Here is a 16,169-nt window from a genome sequence, read left to right as displayed (position 1 = left end):
AGGCTTGCAGGAAGGCGTACGTCGGTCATGGCGCAGCAGGACACCGATCAGCAGCACGCGGGCGTGCTCCCCGTCGACGACGAGGGCTATGTCGTGGACACGGAGGACTGCGAGGGGCGCGAGACGGCCTGGCGGGAGAGCGGCACCTCGCGGCCGATCACGGTCGTCGGCAACCCGGTGCTGCACAAGGAGTGCAGGGACGTCACCGAGTTCGGCGAGGAGCTGCGGCAGCTGGTCGCCGACATGTTCGCCAGCCAGCGCACCGCCGAAGGCGTGGGCCTGGCCGCCAACCAGATCGGCGTCGATCTGAAGGTCTTCGTCTACGACTGCCAGGACGACGAGGGCGCCCGGCACGTGGGCGTGGTGTGCAACCCGAAGCTGGTCGACCTGCCCGCCGAGCGGCGCCGGCTCGACGACAACAACGAGGGCTGCCTGTCGGTGCCCGGGGCCTACGCCGAGCTGGCGCGCCCCGACTACGCCGAGGTGACCGGCCAGGACGAGCGGGGCAACCCGGTCAAGGTCCGCGGCACCGGATACTTCGCTCGGTGTTTGCAGCACGAGACCGACCACCTCTACGGCTACCTCTACATCGACCGGCTGTCCAAGCGCGACCGCAAGGACGCGCTGCGGCAGATGGGCGAGAACGAGCCGCGTTACCCCGTGGTCGCCAACGACTAGGTTTCGCAGGACCGTTGGGCGCCGGGCCGGGATCACTCCCGGCCCGGCGCCCTTCTTCTTGCCCTTCTTCGCTCATCAGTGCGTCGCACAAATGGTCGTTTTTATGGTGCCGGTGATCATTAATCAGTCACGCAGGGGAGGAATCTCGGCACCATGGGGTAGTGAGGGGCGCAAATCCGTTCCCACGACGGTCAGTTGTGGTGCTGAATGGGAACTGCGGGATAGGTAACGAGACGCACCGGTCCCACCCGAGCGGGTGCGTATCCGGCGGCTGAGAGGGGTTTGTTCTGTGCAAGCTTTCCCACACAGCACCACGGAGACGACGACGGCGGTCGTGGTACCACCCTCGCTGGCACTCCCGGTGATCGAGTCCGGCTTTCCCCGGCGACTGCACCCGTATTGGCCGCGGCTCCAGGAGAAGACCCGGCTGTGGCTGCTGGAAAAGCGGCTGATGCCGGAAGACAAGGTGCGGGAGTTCGCCGACGATCTGCGCTACACCGACCTGATGGCGGGCTACTACACGGACGCCCGCGACGAGGTGCTCCAGGCCATAGCGGACTACAGCGCCTGGTTCTTCGTCTGGGACGACCGGCACGACCGCGACATCGTGCACGCCCGCCCGGGCGACTGGCGGCGGCTGCGCCACCGGCTGCACGCGGCCCTCGACGCACCCAGGCACCATCTGCACCACCCGGACCCGCTGGTCGCCGGGTTCGCCGACAGTGTGCTGCGGCTCTACGGCTTCCTGCCGGACACCTGGAACCAGCGCTTCGCCCGGCATTTCCACACGGTCATCGAGGCGTACGACCGTGAATTCCGCAATCGCATCCAAGGATATGTGCCCGGCGTCGAGGAGTATCTCGCCCTGCGCCGGCTCACCTTCGCGCACTGGATCTGGACCGACCTTCTCGAACCCAGTGCAGGATGCGAACTCCCCGATGCCGTAAGGAAAAACCCCGCCTATCGCCGGGCCGCCCTGCTCAGTCAGGAATTCGCCGCCTGGTACAACGATCTGTGCTCACTCCCGAAGGAAATCGCGGGCGATGAGGTCCATAATCTCGGAATCAGTCTCATCACCTACGAGGGGTTGACTCTCGAAGAGGCGGTGAACAATCTCAGGCGGCGCGTCGAGACATGCATCGACGAATTCCTCGCGGCCGAACGCGAAGTACTCCGGTTCGCGGATGCACTGGCCGACGGATCGGTACGCGGCAAGGAATTGAGTGTCGCCGTCCGTACCTGCGTCGGCAATATGCGCAACTGGTTCAGCTCGGTCTACTGGTTCCACCACGAGTCCGGCCGTTACATGGTGGACAGTTGGGCCGACCGCTCCACACCCCCGTATGTCACCAACGAAGCGGCAGGTGAGAAATGACCGTAGAGTCCGTGCAGCCCGAGACCTCCGTCGCCCCGGCACAGCTGCGTGAACCACCCCTGGCCGGCGGTGCCGTCCCGGTCTTCGGGCACGGCCTCAAGCTGGTGCGCGACCCGCTGGACTTCATGTCCTCGCTGCGCGCCCACGGCGACATCGTGCGCCTCAGGCTCGGCCCCAAGACCGTGTACGCCGTCACCACCCCGGAGCTGACGGGCGCGCTCGCCCTCAGCCCCGACTTCAAGATCGACGGCCCGGTGTGGGAGTCGCTGGAGGGCCTGCTCGGCAAGGAGGGCGTGGCCACTGCCAACGGCCCGCTCCACCGCCGCCAGCGGCGCACCATGCAGCCCGCGTTCCGGATGGACGCCATACCGGACTACGGCCCGATCATGGAGGAGGAGGCGCACGCGCTGACCGAGCGCTGGCGCCCCGGCACCCCCATCGACTGCACCTCGGAGTCCTTCCGGGTGGCCGTGCGCATGGCCGCCCGCTGCCTGCTGCGCGGCGAGTTCATGGACGAGCGCGCGGAGCGGCTGAGCACCGACCTCGCCACCGTCTTCCGCGGTATGTACCGCAGGATGGTGGTGCCGCTGGGGCCTCTGTACAAGCTGCCGTTTCCGGCCAACCGTGAATTCAACCGCGCATTGGCCGATTTGCATCTGCTGGTGGACGAGATCGTCGCCGAGCGGAGGGCATCTGGTCAAAAGCCGGACGATTTGCTGACGGCATTGCTGGAGGCGAAGGACGACAATGGGGAGCCCATCGGGGAACAGGAGATCCACGACCAGGTCGTCGCGATTATCACCCCCGGCGCCGAAACGATCGCGTCCACGATCATGTGGCTGCTCCAGGCGCTCGCGGAACACCCGGAGCATGCCGAGAAGGTGCGCGCCGAGGTCGAATCCGTGACCGGCGGCCGGCCCGTCGGATTCGAGCACGTCCGCTCCCTCAGGCACACCAACAATGTGATCCTGGAGGCCATCCGGCTGCGCCCCGCCGTATGGATTCTGACGCGCCGGGCGACCGCCGACACCGCGCTAGGGGAGTATCGCATTCCGGCCGGTGCCGACATCATCTACAGCCCGTACGCCATTCAGCGCGACGCCCGCTCGTACGACCGCCATCTCGACTTCGACCCGGACCGCTGGCTTCCGGAACGGGCCAAGGAGGTGCCGAAGTACGCGATGAGCCCCTTCAGCGTCGGCAACCGCAAGTGCCCCAGCGACCACTTCTCCATGGCCCAGCTGAGCCTGATCACCGCGGCGATCACGGCGAAGTACCGCTTCGAACCGGCCGAGGACTACGACGACAGCGTCCGGGTGGGCATCACGCTGCGCCCGGACAACCTGCGGCTGCGGCCGCTGCCCTGGTGAGACACCGGTGACACACCGGTGAGAGGCGCCGGGTGACGCCAGGAGCGGATGCCGCTACCGGCGCGTGTTCAGGCGGCCTGCGGGCCCCGGAACGCGCGCCGGTAGGCGTTCGGGGTGGTCCCGAGCGCCCGCACGAACTGATGGCGCAGCGCGGCCGCCGTACCGAATCCGGTGCGCGCGGCGATCGCGTCCACCGTCTCGTCCGTGCCCTCCAGCAACTCCTGGGCGCGCAGCACCCGTTGGCGCAGGATCCAGCGGTACGGCGTGGTCCCGGTCTCCTGCTGGAAACGGCGGGCGAAGGTGCGCGGCGCCATATGGGCGCGGGCGGCGAGCTGTTCGACGGTCACCTCCAGACCGAGGTGCTCCTCCATCCACACCAGCACCTCGCCGACGGTGTCGCACGGGGCCTTGGGCAGCGGCCGTTCGATGTACTGGGCCTGGCCGCCGTCCCGGTGCGGGGGCACCACCATCCGGCGGGCGATCTTGTTGGCGACCTCGGGACCCTGCTCCTTGCGCACCAGATGCAGACAGGCGTCGATGCCGGCCGCGGTACCGGCGGAGGTGATCACCGGGTCCTCGTCCACATAGAGCACGTCCGGCTCGACGGCGAGCCGCGGGTAGCGCCGGGCCAGCTCCTCGGCGTGGTGCCAGTGCACCGCGCACCGGCGCCCGTCCAGCAGCCCGGCGGCGGCCAGCATGAACACCCCGGAACAGACGCTGAGCACCCGGGCGCCCCGCTCGACGGCCCGCCGCAGCGCCGCGAGCAGCTCGGGCGGATAGTCCCGGTCCACATAGCTCTCACCGGCCGGTACGGCGATCAGATCGGCCTCTTCCAGCCGCTCCAGACCGTGCGGCGTGGACAGGGTGAAGCCGCAGTGGGTGCCGAGGTCGGGCCCCTCGGCCGAGACCACGGCGAAGTCGTACACCGGCAGCCCCTCGTCGCTGCGGTCGATGCCGAACACCTCGCACACGACGCCCAGCTCGAAGGGGTGCACTCCGTTCAGCAGCACGGCGGCCACGTTCTTGAGCATGGCCCCAGTGTGCCTCAGCGGTGGCAGTAATTCGAGGGTGTCCGGCAGTCCTGCCACTCCCGGTCAGCAGTGTCCGGCAGGACAGTGGTGGCATGACCGGAAATCAGATCCAAGGCATGATCGGAATGACCGCGACCCTCGGGATCCTCGTCCTCCTGGTCCTTCCCTCCGTACTCGGCATCCTGCGCGAGCGGCGCATCGACCGGCAGATCAGGAAGGCCCAGGAGGCCCACGGGAAGGAGGCTCAGAAGTCCTCGTCCAGGTCGACGGTGCCCTCCACCGCCACCTGGTACGCCGACGGGCGGCGCTCGAAGAAGTTGGTCAGCTCCTGAACACCCTGGAGCTCCATGAAGGAGAAGGGGTTCTCCGAGCCGTAGACCGGCGCGAAGCCCAGCCGGGACAGGCGCTGGTCGGCCACGCACTCCAGGTACTGCCGCATGGAGTCGGTGTTCATGCCCGGGAGGCCGTCACCGCACAGGTCGCGCGCGAACTGCAGCTCGGCCTCGACGGCCTCCCGCAGCATGTCGGTGACCTCCTGCTGGAGCTGGTCGTCGAACAGCTCCGGCTCCTCCTTGCGGACGGTGTCGACCACGTCGAAGGCGAAGGACATGTGCATCGTCTCGTCGCGGAACACCCAGTTGGTGCCGGTGGCGAGGCCGTGCAGCAGACCCCGGCTGCGGAACCAGTAGACGTACGCGAAGGCGCCGTAGAAGAACAGGCCCTCGATGCACGCGGCGAAGCAGATCAGGTTGAGCAGGAAGCGCCGGCGGTCCGCCTTCGACTCCAGCCGGTCGATCTTGTCCACCGAGTCGATCCACTTGAAGCAGAACTCGGCCTTCTCGCGGATCGAGGGGATGTTCTCGACCGCCGCGAAGGCCGCCGTGCGGTCCTCCGGGTCGGGCAGGTAGGTGTCCAGCAGCGTCAGATAGAACTGGACGTGCACCGCCTCCTCGAACAGCTGACGGCTCAGGTAGAGCCGCGCCTCGGGGGAGTTGATGTGCTTGTACAGCGTCAGCACCAGGTTGTTGGCGACGATCGAGTCACCCGTCGCGAAGAACGCGACCAGGCGGCCGATCAGGTGCTGCTCGGCCGGGCTCAGCTTCGCGAGGTCGGCGACGTCCGAGTGGAGGTCGACCTCCTCCACGGTCCAGGTGTTCTTGATGGCGTCCCGGTAGCGCTCGTAGAAGTCCGGGTAGCGCATCGGACGCAGGGTCAGTTCGAAGCCCGGGTCGAGCAGGTTCTGGTTACGGGTGGACATTACTGGCATGCCTCGCAGGACTCGGGGTTTTCCAGGGAGCAGGCGACGGCGTCGGGGTCGGCGACCTGCTGGACGGGGATGGTCTTCTGCGCCTGGGCGGCGCGGGCGATCCGGGTCGCCGGACGCGAGCGCAGGTAGTACGTCGTCTTCAGCCCGGACTTCCAGGCGTACGCGTACATCGAGGAGAGCTTGCCGATCGTCGGCGTCTCCATGAACAGGTTCAGGGACTGCGCCTGGTCCAGGAACGGGGTGCGCGCCGCCGCCATGTCGATCAGCCCGCGCTGCGGGATCTCCCACGCGGTGCGGTACAGCGCCCGCACCTCCTCGGGGATCCACGCGAAGCCCTGCACCGAGCCGTTGGACTCGCGCAGCGCCTCCCGGGTGCGCCCGTCCCAGACGCCCAGGTCCTTCAGGTCCTGCACCAGGTAGGAGTTGACCTGGAGGAACTCACCGGACAGCGTCTCGCGCTTGAACAGGTTGGACACCTGCGGCTCGATGCACTCGTAGACCCCCGCGATGGAGGCGATGGTGGCCGTCGGCGCGATCGCCAGCAGCAGCGAGTTGCGCAGGCCGACCTTCGCCATCCGGGTCCGCAGCGCCGCCCAGCGCTCCGGCCAGGTCTCCTGGACGCCGTAGTGGTCGGGGTGCAGCACACCGCGCGCGGTCCGGGTCTGCTCCCAGGCCGGCAGCGGGCCGCTGCGCTCGGCGAGGTCGGTGGACGCCTCGTACGCGGCGAGCATGATCCGCTCGGCGATCTTCGTGGACAGCGCCTTCGCCTCGGGGGAGTCGAAGGGCAGCCGCAGCTTGAAGAAGACGTCCTGGAGACCCATCGCGCCGAGGCCCACCGGGCGCCACTTGGCGTTGGAGCGGCCCGCCTGCTCGGTCGGGTAGAAGTTGATGTCCACGACGCGGTCGAGGAAGGTGACGGCGGTGTGGACGGTCTCGTCCAGGCGCGCCCAGTCGATGTCCCCGTCGACGACGAAGGCACCCAGGTTGACGGAGCCCAGGTTGCAGACCGCCGTCTCGCCGTCGTTGGTGACCTCCAGGATCTCCGTGCAGAGGTTGGAGGAGTGGATGACCTGGCCCGGCTCGGCGGTCTGGTTGGCGGTGCGGTTGGCGGCGTCCTTGAACGTCATCCAGCCCTGGCCGGTCTGCGCGAGGGTGCGCATCATGCGGCCGTACAGCTCGCGGGCCGGCATGGTCTTCTTCGCCAGGCCCCTGCGCTCCGCCTCGCGGTAGGCGGCGTCGAACTCCGCGCCGTACAGGTCCACCAGCTCGGGCACGTCCGCCGGGGAGAACAGCGACCACTGCCCGTCGGCGTTGACCCGGCGCATGAACTCGTCCGGCACCCAGTGCGCGAGGTTCAGGTTGTGCGTACGGCGGGCGTCCTCACCGGTGTTGTCCCGCAGCTCCAGGAACTCCTCCAGGTCGGAGTGCCAGGTCTCCAGGTACACCGCGGCCGCGCCCTTGCGCCGGCCGCCCTGGTTCACCGCGGCCACCGAGGCGTCCAGCGTCTTCAGGAACGGCACGATGCCGTTGGAGTGCCCGTTGGTGCCGCGGATCAGCGAACCGCGGGCGCGGATACGGGAGTACGACAGACCGATGCCGCCGGCGTGCTTGGAGAGCCGGGCGACCTGGTGGTAGCGGTCGTAGATGGAGTCCAGCTCGTCCAGCGGGGAGTCGAGGAGGTAGCAGGACGACATCTGGGGGTGCCGGGTGCCCGAGTTGAACAGCGTGGGGGAGGAGGGCAGGTAGTCGAGCCGGCTCATCAGGCCGTAGAGCGCGGCGACCTCGTCCACGGCGCGGGCCGAGTCGTCCTCGGCGAGGCCGGCGGCGACGCGCAGCATGAAGTGCTGGGGTGTCTCGATGACCTGACGGGTGATCGGGTGGCGCAGCAGATAGCGGCTGTGCAGGGTGCGCAGGCCGAAGTAGCCGAAGCGGTCGTCGGCGGCGCGGTCGATCAGGTTGTCGAGCCGGGCGGCGTGGATCCGGGCGAACTCGGCCGTCCGGTCGGCGATGAGCCCCTCGCGGTGACCGACGGCGACCGACTCGGTGAAGGACGTCACGCCCTGCGAGGCGGCCTCGGCGCGGATGGAGATGGTCAGCAGCCGGGCGGCGAGCCGCGAGTACGCGGGGTCCTCGGAGATCAGGCCGGCCGCGGCCTCGGTCGCGAGCTCGCGCAGCTCCGCCTCGTCGGCGCGGGCCGAGCGGCCGCGCAGCGCGGCGGCGGCGACCCGGCCGGGATCGGCGTCGGGGAGGTCCGCGGTCAGCTCGGTCAGGGTCCGCAGCAGCGCGGTACCGGGACCGTCGTTCTCCAGGCCCTGGGCTGAAGCCGGTTCGGCTGGCGCGATGGTCACGTGGGGCTCTCCCTCGCTCGGCACGGGGCCAGGCGGAGGGCAGGGGCAGTCACGAGCGCACACGGCGTCGCGTCCACCGGCCCACTCCGCGAGGCCCGGACGTCTCAGAGCACCCGGACCGGTGGGCCGGGTGCGCTGCCGGCAGGTCCTCGGACTGATCCCCGTGCGCGGATACGCACAAGTACACCGTTGCGGGACAGTTCCGGATTCGCACCGGATTCCCCTGCGACGACAGCGACCATGAGCATACATCTAGTGCCGGGCCGGAATGCCACCCCCAGATGTTGTGTCACCGTGTGTCTACGAGGGGTATGCGAAACGGGGCGCGAGGGGCACGCGAAACGGGCCGCCGACGCCCTCGGCGCCGCCGGCCCGCCCTTGGTCGCCCGTGTCCCCGGGCGCCGCGCTAGTGAGCGCTGCCCGCCGTGGCGGGCGGCAGTTCGACCGCCACGCCCGGGTCGCCGGCGTCCGCCGTGTAGTCCTCCGGACGGGTCTCGTCGATGCCCTCGGGGGCCTTCACGGCCTTCAGGACGACGGTCAGGACGACCGTGACGAGGACGTTGAGGACGAAGGCCGTCATGCCGATGTAGCCGATCTGGCCGATGCCCGGGATGTCGTCGGCGGAGCCGCCGAAGTGCTTCTGCGTCGGCGAGGCGACCCCGTAGGCGGCGAGGGTGCCGTAGATCATGCCGGCCGCCCAGCCCGCGAGCAGCGCCCAGCGGTGGAACCAGCGCGTGAACAGACCGCCGACCAGGGCCGGGAAGGTCTGCAGGATCCAGATGCCGCCGAGCAGCTGGAAGTTGATCGCGACCGTCTTGTCCATGCCGAGCACGAAGATCAGCGCGCCGACCTTCACCAGCAGCGACACGATCTTGGAGACCTGCGCCTCCTGCTTCGGCGTGGCGTCCGGCTTGATGAAGTCCTTGTAGATGTTGCGCGTGAACAGGTTCGCCGCCGCGATCGACATGATCGCCGCGGGCACCAGCGCGCCGATGCCGATCGCCGCGAAGGCCACACCGGCGAACCAGTCCGGGAACATGTCCTCGAACAGCTGCGGGATCGCCAGCTGCCCGTTGGTGACCTTCACCCCGGCCGCGATCGCCATGAAGCCGAGCAGCGCCAGCAGGCCCAGCATCAGGGAGTACAGCGGCAGGATCGTGGTGTTGCGCCGGATCACGTTACGGCTCTTGGAGGAGAGCGTCGCGGTGATCGAGTGCGGGTACATGAACAGCGCGAGCGCGGAACCGAGCGCCAGCGTGGCGTACGTCCACTGTCCGGCAGGCGCCGGCGCGAGCGCCCCGCGCGGCTTGCCGGTGGCCGGGTTGACCTGGCTGAACGCGTGGGCCGCCTTGGCGAAGATGTCGTCGAACCCGCCCAGCTTGATCGGGATGTAGATGATCGCCACACCGATCACGATGTAGATCAGCGCGTCCTTGACGAACGCGATCAGGGCGGGCGCCCGCAGACCCGAGGAGTACGTGTACGCCGCGAGCACCGCGAACGCGATGAGCAGCGGCAGGTCCTTCACGAACCCGTTGGTGTGCTCGCCGCCGCCGACGCCCATCACGTCCAGCACCGCCTGGATGCCGACGAGCTGGAGCGCGATGTACGGCATCGTCGCCAGGATGCCGGTCACCGCCACCGCGAGCGACAGCCCCTTCGAGCCGAAGCGGCCGCGCACGAAGTCGGAGGTGGTGACGTAGCCGTGGCGGTGCGAGACCGACCACAGCCGCGGCAGGAAGGTGAAGATCAGCGGGTACACCAGGATCGTGTACGGCACCGCGAAGAAGCCGGACGCGCCCGCCGCGTAGATCGCCGCGGGCACGGCCACGAAGGTGTAGGCCGTGTACAGGTCGCCGCCGAGCAGGAACCAGGTGATCCAGGTGCCGAACGACCGGCCGCCCAGGCCCCATTCGTCCAGCGTGTGCTCGTTCTCGGCCCGGCGCCAGCGCGCGGCGAGGAAGCCCAGGACCGTGACGGCCAGGAAGAAGAAGATGAAGACGCCCAGTGCGACGCCGTTGACCCCGGTCTTCACTTCGCGGCACCCCCCTGCGCGTCACGGCGGGAGCGCTGGTCGTGCTGCCAGAGCTTGTACGCGGTCATGGTGAGCGCGGTGGAGATCAGCACCCAGAGCATCTGGTACCAGTAGAAGAACGGGATCCCGATGAACGCCGGGTCCGTCTTCGCGTAGGAGCCGACCCACAGCATCGCCACGAACGGCGCGACGAGACACATGCCGATGACCACGCGCAGCGGTGTCACCACCGGTGGTTGCACTTCGGGCGTTTCTGACATGCTGCGGCTCCGTCCCCTCGCTGATCACCTGTGTAATGCGCAGGCAATCTAGGTGACGGTATCCAGTTGGTGGAAGACCCCGTCTCAAGCCGTGTGTATCGATTCGGCGAAGGAGCGAACGCCTCCGGACGCGCCCCCGCGCCCCCGCCTAGTCCATCGGGCGCTTGAGGCGGGCCACGAACTTGTACCGGTCGCCGCGGTAGACCGAGCGGACCCACTCGACCGGCTGACCCGCGCGGTCCAGCGAGTGCCGGGAGAGCATCAGCATCGGCAGCCCGACGTCCGTACCGAGCAGACCGGCCTCGCGCGGGGTGGCCAGCGAGGTCTCGATGGTCTCCTCGGCCTCGGCGAGATGGACGTCGTACACCTCGGCGAGCGCGGTGTAGAGGGACGTGTACTTCACCAGCGAACGGCGCAGCGCGGGGAAGCGCTTGGCGGACAGATGGGTGGTCTCTATGGCCATGGGCTCGCCGTTGGCCATCCGCAGCCGCTCGATGCGCAGCACCCGGCCGCCGGCGGAGATGTCGAGCAGCTCGGCGAGCCGGTCGTCCGCGGTGATGTAGCCGACGTCCAGCAGCTGCGAGGTCGGCTCCAGGCCCTGGGCGCGCATGTCCTCGGTGTAGGAGGTGAGCTGGAGCGCCTGGGAGACCTTGGGCTTGGCGACGAAGGTGCCCTTGCCCTGGATGCGCTCCAGGCGGCCCTCCACGACCAGTTCCTGGAGGGCCTGGCGGACGGTGGTGCGGGAGGTGTCGAACTCGGCGGCCAGCGTGCGCTCGGGCGGCACCGGCGTGCCGGGTGCCTGCGTCTCCGTCATGTCGAGCAGGTGCTTCTTCAGGCGGTAGTACTTCGGCACGCGCGCGGTACGGACGGTCGTGCCGGCCTCGTTCTCCGCACTGCTGACATCGGTGCTCATGCTCCGCCTTCCCGGCTCCGGATGCCGAAAGCGACCGACATCCCATCGGCCACGGCTCACATCGTGGCACGGCTTACTGTGTCAGGACTCCGCCCGCACGCTCCGTGATCCCCTCTGTATACCGTCGGGACCCGAGCTGGTCTAGTCCAACAGGGGTCCCGTGGGCACCGGGTCCGGCCGGGCTAGATCCCCTGCCACTCCGGCTTGTTCGCGTAGGTGTGCCGGAAGTAGTCCGCCAGCTTCAGCTTGGCGGCGGCCGGCTCGTCCACGACGACGGTGGCGTGCGGGTGCAGTTGCAGCGCCGAGGCCGGGCACACGGCCGCCACCGGACCCTCGACGGTCGCCGCGACCGCGTCCGCCTTGCCCTCGCCGGTCGCGAGCAGCACCAGGTGCCGGGCCTCCAGGATGGTGCCGATGCCCTGGGTGATGACGTGGTGCGGGACCTGCTCGATCTCGCCGTCGAAGAAGCGCGCGTTGTCCACGCGGGTCTGCTCGGTCAGGGTCTTGATCCGGGTGCGGGAGGCGAGCGAGGAGCAGGGCTCGTTGAACCCGATGTGCCCGTCGGTGCCGATCCCGAGCAGCTGGAGGTCCACCCCGCCGGCCGCGGCGAGCGCGCGGTCGTACGCCTCACACGCCGCCTGTACGTCCTTCGCCGTGCCGTCGGGACCGAGGAAGGAGTCCATGCCGATGCCCAGCGGCTCCAGCACCTCGCGGCGCAGCACCGAGCGGTAGGACTCGGGGTGCTCGGCGGGCAGCCCCACGTATTCGTCGAGCTGGGCTATCCGGGCCCGCGCGGGGTCCGCGGCGCCGGCGCGCACCTTGGCGGAAAGGGCCTGGTAGACGGGGAGCGGGGTGGAGCCGGTGGCGACGCCGAGCAGGGCGTCGGGCTTGCGTCGCAGCAGCTGCGCCATGGCCTCGGCGATCAGCTCGCCACCCGTCGCGGCGTCCGGAACGATGACAACTTCCACGCTGGGCCTGCCGTTCTGGAGAGGGCTCGTGCGTCTATGTGGTTTAGACCAATCTAACAGAGCGGGCCTCCCGCGCCGATGCCTCGGTGGCCGGGCCACGGAAATTGCCGGCGCCTTCTGTCCCCATGGTCGACCCGGGCGGGCTAGGCTGCGTGGCATCGAGTGCCATGGGCCGCGCATGCCCGTCCGGGCATGGACACGCCCCATGGTCTAGTCCACAATCGAAGAGACTGTTCGAGCCGGCGGTGCGCGGTGACACGCGGGCGGACAGTACGAAGCGAACAAGCCCCGTCTTCCCCGCACAGGAAGGCGGATCGAGGAACCGGCGCTCTCTGCCCTGACTGCCCCGGCTCCTCGGCCTTCGGCCGACCGGGACCGCACACCCCACGGCCGATGATGCTCCGGGCTGCGGTGCCGGGAGGGTTGAGGGTCCCTTCCAGGCGCCGCGGCCCGCGGGTGTTTTTCGGCCGTGCCGAGGCCCGCGGGTACGCTCGCCATCGTGCCCTCCATGAACGAGCTGGTCCGCCAGCACACCGCCCTCGACGACTCCGATCTCGAGTGGCTCCACCTGCTGGTCTCGGAGTGGCAGCTGCTCTCCGACCTCTCCTTCGCCGATCTGGTCCTGTGGGTCCCCACCCGGGACGGCACCCGGTACGTCTCGGTCGCCCAGATGCGTCCCAACACCGGTCCCACCTCCTACCAGGACGACATGGTCGGCCATCTGGTGCCGCGCGGCCGGCGGCCCATGCTGGACGTGGCGCTGGACGAGGGCCGGATCGTGCGCGAGGGCGACCCGGAGTGGCGCGAAGAGGTCCCCGTACGGGTCGAGTCCATCCCCGTGCGCCGCGAGGGCCGGGTCCTCGGGGTGATCGCCCGCAACACCAATCTGCTCACCGTGCGCACCCCGAGCCGGCTGGAGCTGACCTACCTCCAGAGCGCCTCCGACCTCGCCCAGATGATCGCGGCCGGGTCCTTCCCCTTCCCCGGCCAGCAGGTCGACATGGACGCCTCGCCGCGCGTCGGCGACGGCCTGATCCGGCTGGACGCCGACGGCATCGTCCAGTACGCCTCCCCGAACGCGCTGTCCGCCTACCACCGCCTCGGCCTCGCCGCCGACCTGGTCGGACACCACCTCGGGCAGACCACCGCCGAACTCGCCCCGACCCGGGGTCCGGTGGACGAGGCGCTGGCCAAGGTGGCCAGCGGCTGGGCGCCGCGCGAGTTCGAGATCGAGTCGCCCGACGGGGTGATCCAGTTCCGGTCCATCCCGCTCAAGCCCAAGGGCACCCGGATCGGCGCGCTGGTGCTGTGCCGGGACGTCACCGAACTGCGCCGCCGCGAGCGCGAGTTGATCACCAAGGACGCGACCATCCGGGAGATCCACCACCGGGTGAAGAACAATCTCCAGACGGTGGCCGCCCTGTTGCGGCTCCAGGCCCGGCGGATCGACTCCGAACGCGGGCGCGCGGCGCTGGAGGAGGCGGTGCGCCGGGTCGGCTCCATCGCCATCGTGCACGAGACGCTCTCCCAGAACCTGGACGAGCGGGTGGAGTTCGACGACATCGCCGACCGGGTGCTGTCGATGGTCGCCGAGATCTCGCCGGGCAAGGTGACCGGCCGGCGCAGCGGGCGCTTCGGGATACTCGACGCCGAGGTGGCGACCCCGCTGTCGATGGTGCTCACCGAGGTGCTCCAGAACGCCCTGGAGCACGGCTTCCGCGAGGGCGAGACCGGCACGGTGGAGGTGTCGGCGGTGCGCGGCGGCAGCACCAAGGAGGCCCGCCTCCTCGTCACCGTCCAGGACGACGGGGTCGGCCTGCCCGAGGGCTTCGACCCGCACCGCTCGGGCAACCTGGGGCTCCAGATCGTACGGACCCTGGTGGAGGGCGAGTTGGGCGGCACGTTCGACATGGTCCCGGCGCCGGAGCGGGGGACGAGGGTGATCCTGGACATCCCGGTGCGCGCGCAGAAGTAGTCAACGGCCCCCGGGGGAGGGGGCGTTGGTATGGACCAATGGTGGCGGGTGTGAAGGCCGGCGGGACGCGGCCCGGGACCTGGCCCGAGGTCCAGTCCGGGACCCGGGCCAGGGCAGCAAAAAGCCCCGGACCGTCATTGGTCCGAGGCTTGTGCTCGTTGCTGCGCTGCTGTTCGCTGGCGGCATCGGGGGGATACTGCGCGCTGCTGCTCGGGGGCGGGAGATGCGTGCTCGATGCACGCGCCGCCAAGCTCAGGCTGTCAGCTGGGGTGGGTGTGTCAGGCGGATGCCTGACGGGCCCGGTTGCGGGCGGCACGGCGCTTCATTGCGCGACGCTCGTCCTCGCTGAGGCCACCCCAGACGCCGGAGTCCTGGCCGGACTCAAGCGCCCACTGCAGACACTGCTCGATCACCGGGCAGCGGCGGCAGACGGCCTTGGCTTCCTCGATCTGCAGCAGCGCAGGACCGGTGTTGCCGATGGGGAAGAAGAGCTCGGGGTCTTCCTCGCGGCAAACGGCGTTGTGACGCCAGTCCATGGCTGCTACCTCTCCTTGGTATTACGTGCAAGTTGCTTGTGAATGTGAACGCTTTCACGAATCCCTCGACAAGTGAAGGGCCGAACGCCGAGTCTTCCCCGGCGGGGTCCTTGGTATGAAGAGGGGTTCCGGTGATCAGTGGAGGCCGGTGTTTGGGGGCCGTCCCGATCGCCACGTAGAGACTCGCAAACCTCAGCGGCGGATACAACCCCTTCCGGAAAGTTTTTTTTGATTCCTCGGTGTCGACTGGGTCACAGCCGTACTTCCATGGGGTGGATCCTGGCCTAAACGTTCGAGTGAAAGGACTTTCGCCTCTTCCGCTCACACAATCACACGCAGTGCGCGGCGTACGCCTGTGAACGTCACGCTTCTGCGCAGCCCCAGGTGGTCACCGTCCATCTGGAGCGGCAGGGGAGCCTTCGAATGCAAGGTGAAGCGGTCCAGATCATGGAGGGGGAACGCATGCCTGCCATGGGGTCCGCGCTCGGGGGACGAAGTGAGCAACTGGGTGCCATACCGGGCAACCGAGGCCGTCGAGAGGCGGCTGAGACCCAATACGTCGATGCCCGTGTCGAACGAAGCCTTAGGCGATGTGTACATGGGGCGATTGCCGAGATACGTCCAAGGGGACGTGTTCGAGACTATGGCGACAACAAGTTCCTCGATCGGGTCCTCGCCGGGCCGCTCCAGTGTGATCAGGCCGTGCCGGCGATTGGCCTCGCCGAGGAACTGCCGGATCACCTGCCGCACATAGAGCGCGTGCGTCGACTTCTTGCCGAGCTCGCGCTGCTGCTCGACCCGGCCGACGACACCGGCGTCGAAACCGAGCCCCGCGTTGAAGGTGAACCAGCGGGCCGGGACCCCTTCGTCCTCGGTACCGGGGGTGCCGGAGGCGAGGCCGAGGCCCACCACCCGCTCCCGCTTCTCCCGCAGCGCGTCCAGCAGAGCGCCGGTGGCCTCGACGGGATCGTTGGGCAGGCCGAGGGCGCGGGCGAAGACATTGGTCGATCCGCCGGGTACGACGGCGAGGCCGGGCAGCCGGTCCAGATCGGGGCCCGCGTGCAGCAGCCCGTTGACCACCTCGTTGACGGTGCCGTCGCCGCCGAGGGCCACCACCATGTCGATGTCGTCGCTCTCCGCGGCCTGCCGGCCCAGGTCCCGGGCGTGCCCGCGGTACTCGGTGGTGACCGCCTCCAGCTTCATCTCGCTGGCGAGCGCGTGGGTCAGCACATCACGCCTGCGTGCGCTTGTGGTGGTTGCCGCCGGATTGACCACGAGGAGAGCACGCATGCACGTCAGCGTACCTACCCGGCGGTACCGGGCCCAGGCCGAGGTAGGGATCGGGTAAGACGGACAGGGCAAGAGGGGAGGGCGTGAGCCCGCACCCGTGGGCGGCCACCGGTGACCGAGCCC

14 protein-coding genes and 1 riboswitch are annotated in these 16,169 nt (G+C 69.1%); of the genes, 5 read left to right on the top strand and 9 right to left on the bottom strand.

Annotated features, from left to right (window positions below):
* Positions 1-27 precede the first annotated feature (27 nt).
* The 3 genes from def to GHR20_RS12570 all read left to right on the top strand — a co-directional run bounded on the left by def (position 28) and on the right by GHR20_RS12570 (position 3,423).
* Positions 28-678, top strand: coding sequence for a peptide deformylase (gene def, locus GHR20_RS12580; protein ID WP_153813217.1), 651 nt, complete (start codon positions 28-30; stop codon positions 676-678).
* 289 nt (positions 679-967) lie between these two features.
* Positions 968-2,053, top strand: coding sequence for an epi-isozizaene synthase (cyc1, locus tag GHR20_RS12575; protein WP_148027793.1), 1,086 nt, complete (start codon positions 968-970; stop codon positions 2,051-2,053).
* Complete coding sequence (locus tag GHR20_RS12570; RefSeq protein ID WP_153813216.1) at positions 2,050-3,423, top strand: cytochrome P450; 1,374 nt, start codon at positions 2,050-2,052, stop codon at positions 3,421-3,423. The genes cyc1 and GHR20_RS12570 overlap by 4 nt, the downstream gene beginning before the upstream one ends.
* 68 nt (positions 3,424-3,491) lie before the next feature.
* Here GHR20_RS12570 and GHR20_RS12565 read toward each other — a convergent pair whose 3' ends face one another.
* Positions 3,492-4,454, bottom strand: coding sequence for a helix-turn-helix domain-containing protein (locus GHR20_RS12565; RefSeq protein WP_111584758.1), 963 nt, complete (start codon positions 4,452-4,454; stop codon positions 3,492-3,494).
* A gap of 125 nt (positions 4,455-4,579) precedes the next feature.
* Between GHR20_RS12565 and GHR20_RS37490 the strand changes: the two genes are divergently transcribed.
* A complete protein-coding gene (locus GHR20_RS37490) occupies positions 4,580-4,786 on the top strand; it encodes a hypothetical protein (RefSeq protein ID WP_237520498.1) in 207 nt (68 codons plus the stop codon).
* On the opposite strand, the gene GHR20_RS12555 is transcribed toward GHR20_RS37490, so the two are convergent.
* The 6 genes from GHR20_RS12555 to nagB all read right to left on the bottom strand — a co-directional run bounded on the left by GHR20_RS12555 (position 4,699) and on the right by nagB (position 12,245).
* Entirely contained in the window at positions 4,699-5,712 is a 1,014-nt protein-coding gene (locus tag GHR20_RS12555; protein WP_111584756.1) for a ribonucleotide-diphosphate reductase subunit beta, read from the bottom strand. The two genes, GHR20_RS37490 and GHR20_RS12555, sit on opposite strands and share 88 nt — an antisense overlap.
* Positions 5,712-8,069, bottom strand: a complete 2,358-nt coding sequence (locus GHR20_RS12550; protein WP_111584755.1) for a ribonucleoside-diphosphate reductase subunit alpha — start codon at positions 8,067-8,069, stop codon at positions 5,712-5,714. Before GHR20_RS12550 ends, GHR20_RS12555 begins: the two co-directional genes overlap by 1 nt.
* A 122-nt stretch (positions 8,070-8,191) precedes the next feature.
* Positions 8,192-8,327, bottom strand: a riboswitch (cobalamin riboswitch).
* Positions 8,328-8,475: 148 nt separating this feature from the next.
* On the bottom strand, positions 8,476-10,104 hold the full coding sequence (locus GHR20_RS12545; RefSeq protein WP_111584754.1) for a sodium:solute symporter family protein: 1,629 nt from the start codon (positions 10,102-10,104) through the stop codon (positions 8,476-8,478).
* Positions 10,101-10,364, bottom strand: a complete 264-nt coding sequence (locus GHR20_RS12540; RefSeq protein ID WP_111584753.1) for a DUF3311 domain-containing protein — start codon at positions 10,362-10,364, stop codon at positions 10,101-10,103. Before GHR20_RS12540 ends, GHR20_RS12545 begins: the two co-directional genes overlap by 4 nt.
* 148 nt (positions 10,365-10,512) lie before the next feature.
* Positions 10,513-11,277 carry a GntR family transcriptional regulator gene (locus GHR20_RS12535; RefSeq protein WP_111584752.1) on the bottom strand — a complete coding sequence of 255 codons (765 nt, stop codon included), beginning with the start codon at positions 11,275-11,277 and terminating at the stop codon, positions 10,513-10,515.
* 182 nt (positions 11,278-11,459) lie between these two features.
* Positions 11,460-12,245 (bottom strand): glucosamine-6-phosphate deaminase, encoded by a 786-nt coding sequence (gene nagB / locus GHR20_RS12530; protein ID WP_148027789.1) that lies wholly within the window; start codon positions 12,243-12,245, stop codon positions 11,460-11,462.
* A gap of 508 nt (positions 12,246-12,753) precedes the next feature.
* On the opposite strand from nagB, the gene GHR20_RS12525 reads away from it, so the two are divergent.
* The gene (locus tag GHR20_RS12525) at positions 12,754-14,220 is read left to right on the top strand and encodes a PAS domain-containing sensor histidine kinase (protein WP_111584750.1); all 1,467 of its coding nucleotides are present in this window, start codon (positions 12,754-12,756) and stop codon (positions 14,218-14,220) included.
* Between the two features lie 278 nt (positions 14,221-14,498).
* On the opposite strand, the gene GHR20_RS12520 is transcribed toward GHR20_RS12525, so the two are convergent.
* Both GHR20_RS12520 and GHR20_RS12515 read right to left on the bottom strand, forming a co-directional pair.
* Complete coding sequence (locus tag GHR20_RS12520; RefSeq protein WP_003992873.1) at positions 14,499-14,756, bottom strand: WhiB family transcriptional regulator; 258 nt, start codon at positions 14,754-14,756, stop codon at positions 14,499-14,501.
* A gap of 321 nt (positions 14,757-15,077) precedes the next feature.
* Positions 15,078-16,046: a diacylglycerol kinase family protein gene (locus tag GHR20_RS12515; protein ID WP_111584749.1), complete on the bottom strand. Its 969-nt coding sequence runs from the start codon at positions 16,044-16,046 to the stop codon at positions 15,078-15,080.
* Between the last annotated feature and the right edge of the window lie 123 nt (positions 16,047-16,169).

It is taken from the genome of Streptomyces sp. SUK 48, from assembly GCF_009650765.1.
Classification (GTDB): Bacteria; Actinomycetota; Actinomycetes; order Streptomycetales; family Streptomycetaceae; genus Streptomyces.
Note: the sequence above shows the minus strand (reverse complement) of the source record. Positions and strands in the feature narration are given on the sequence as shown.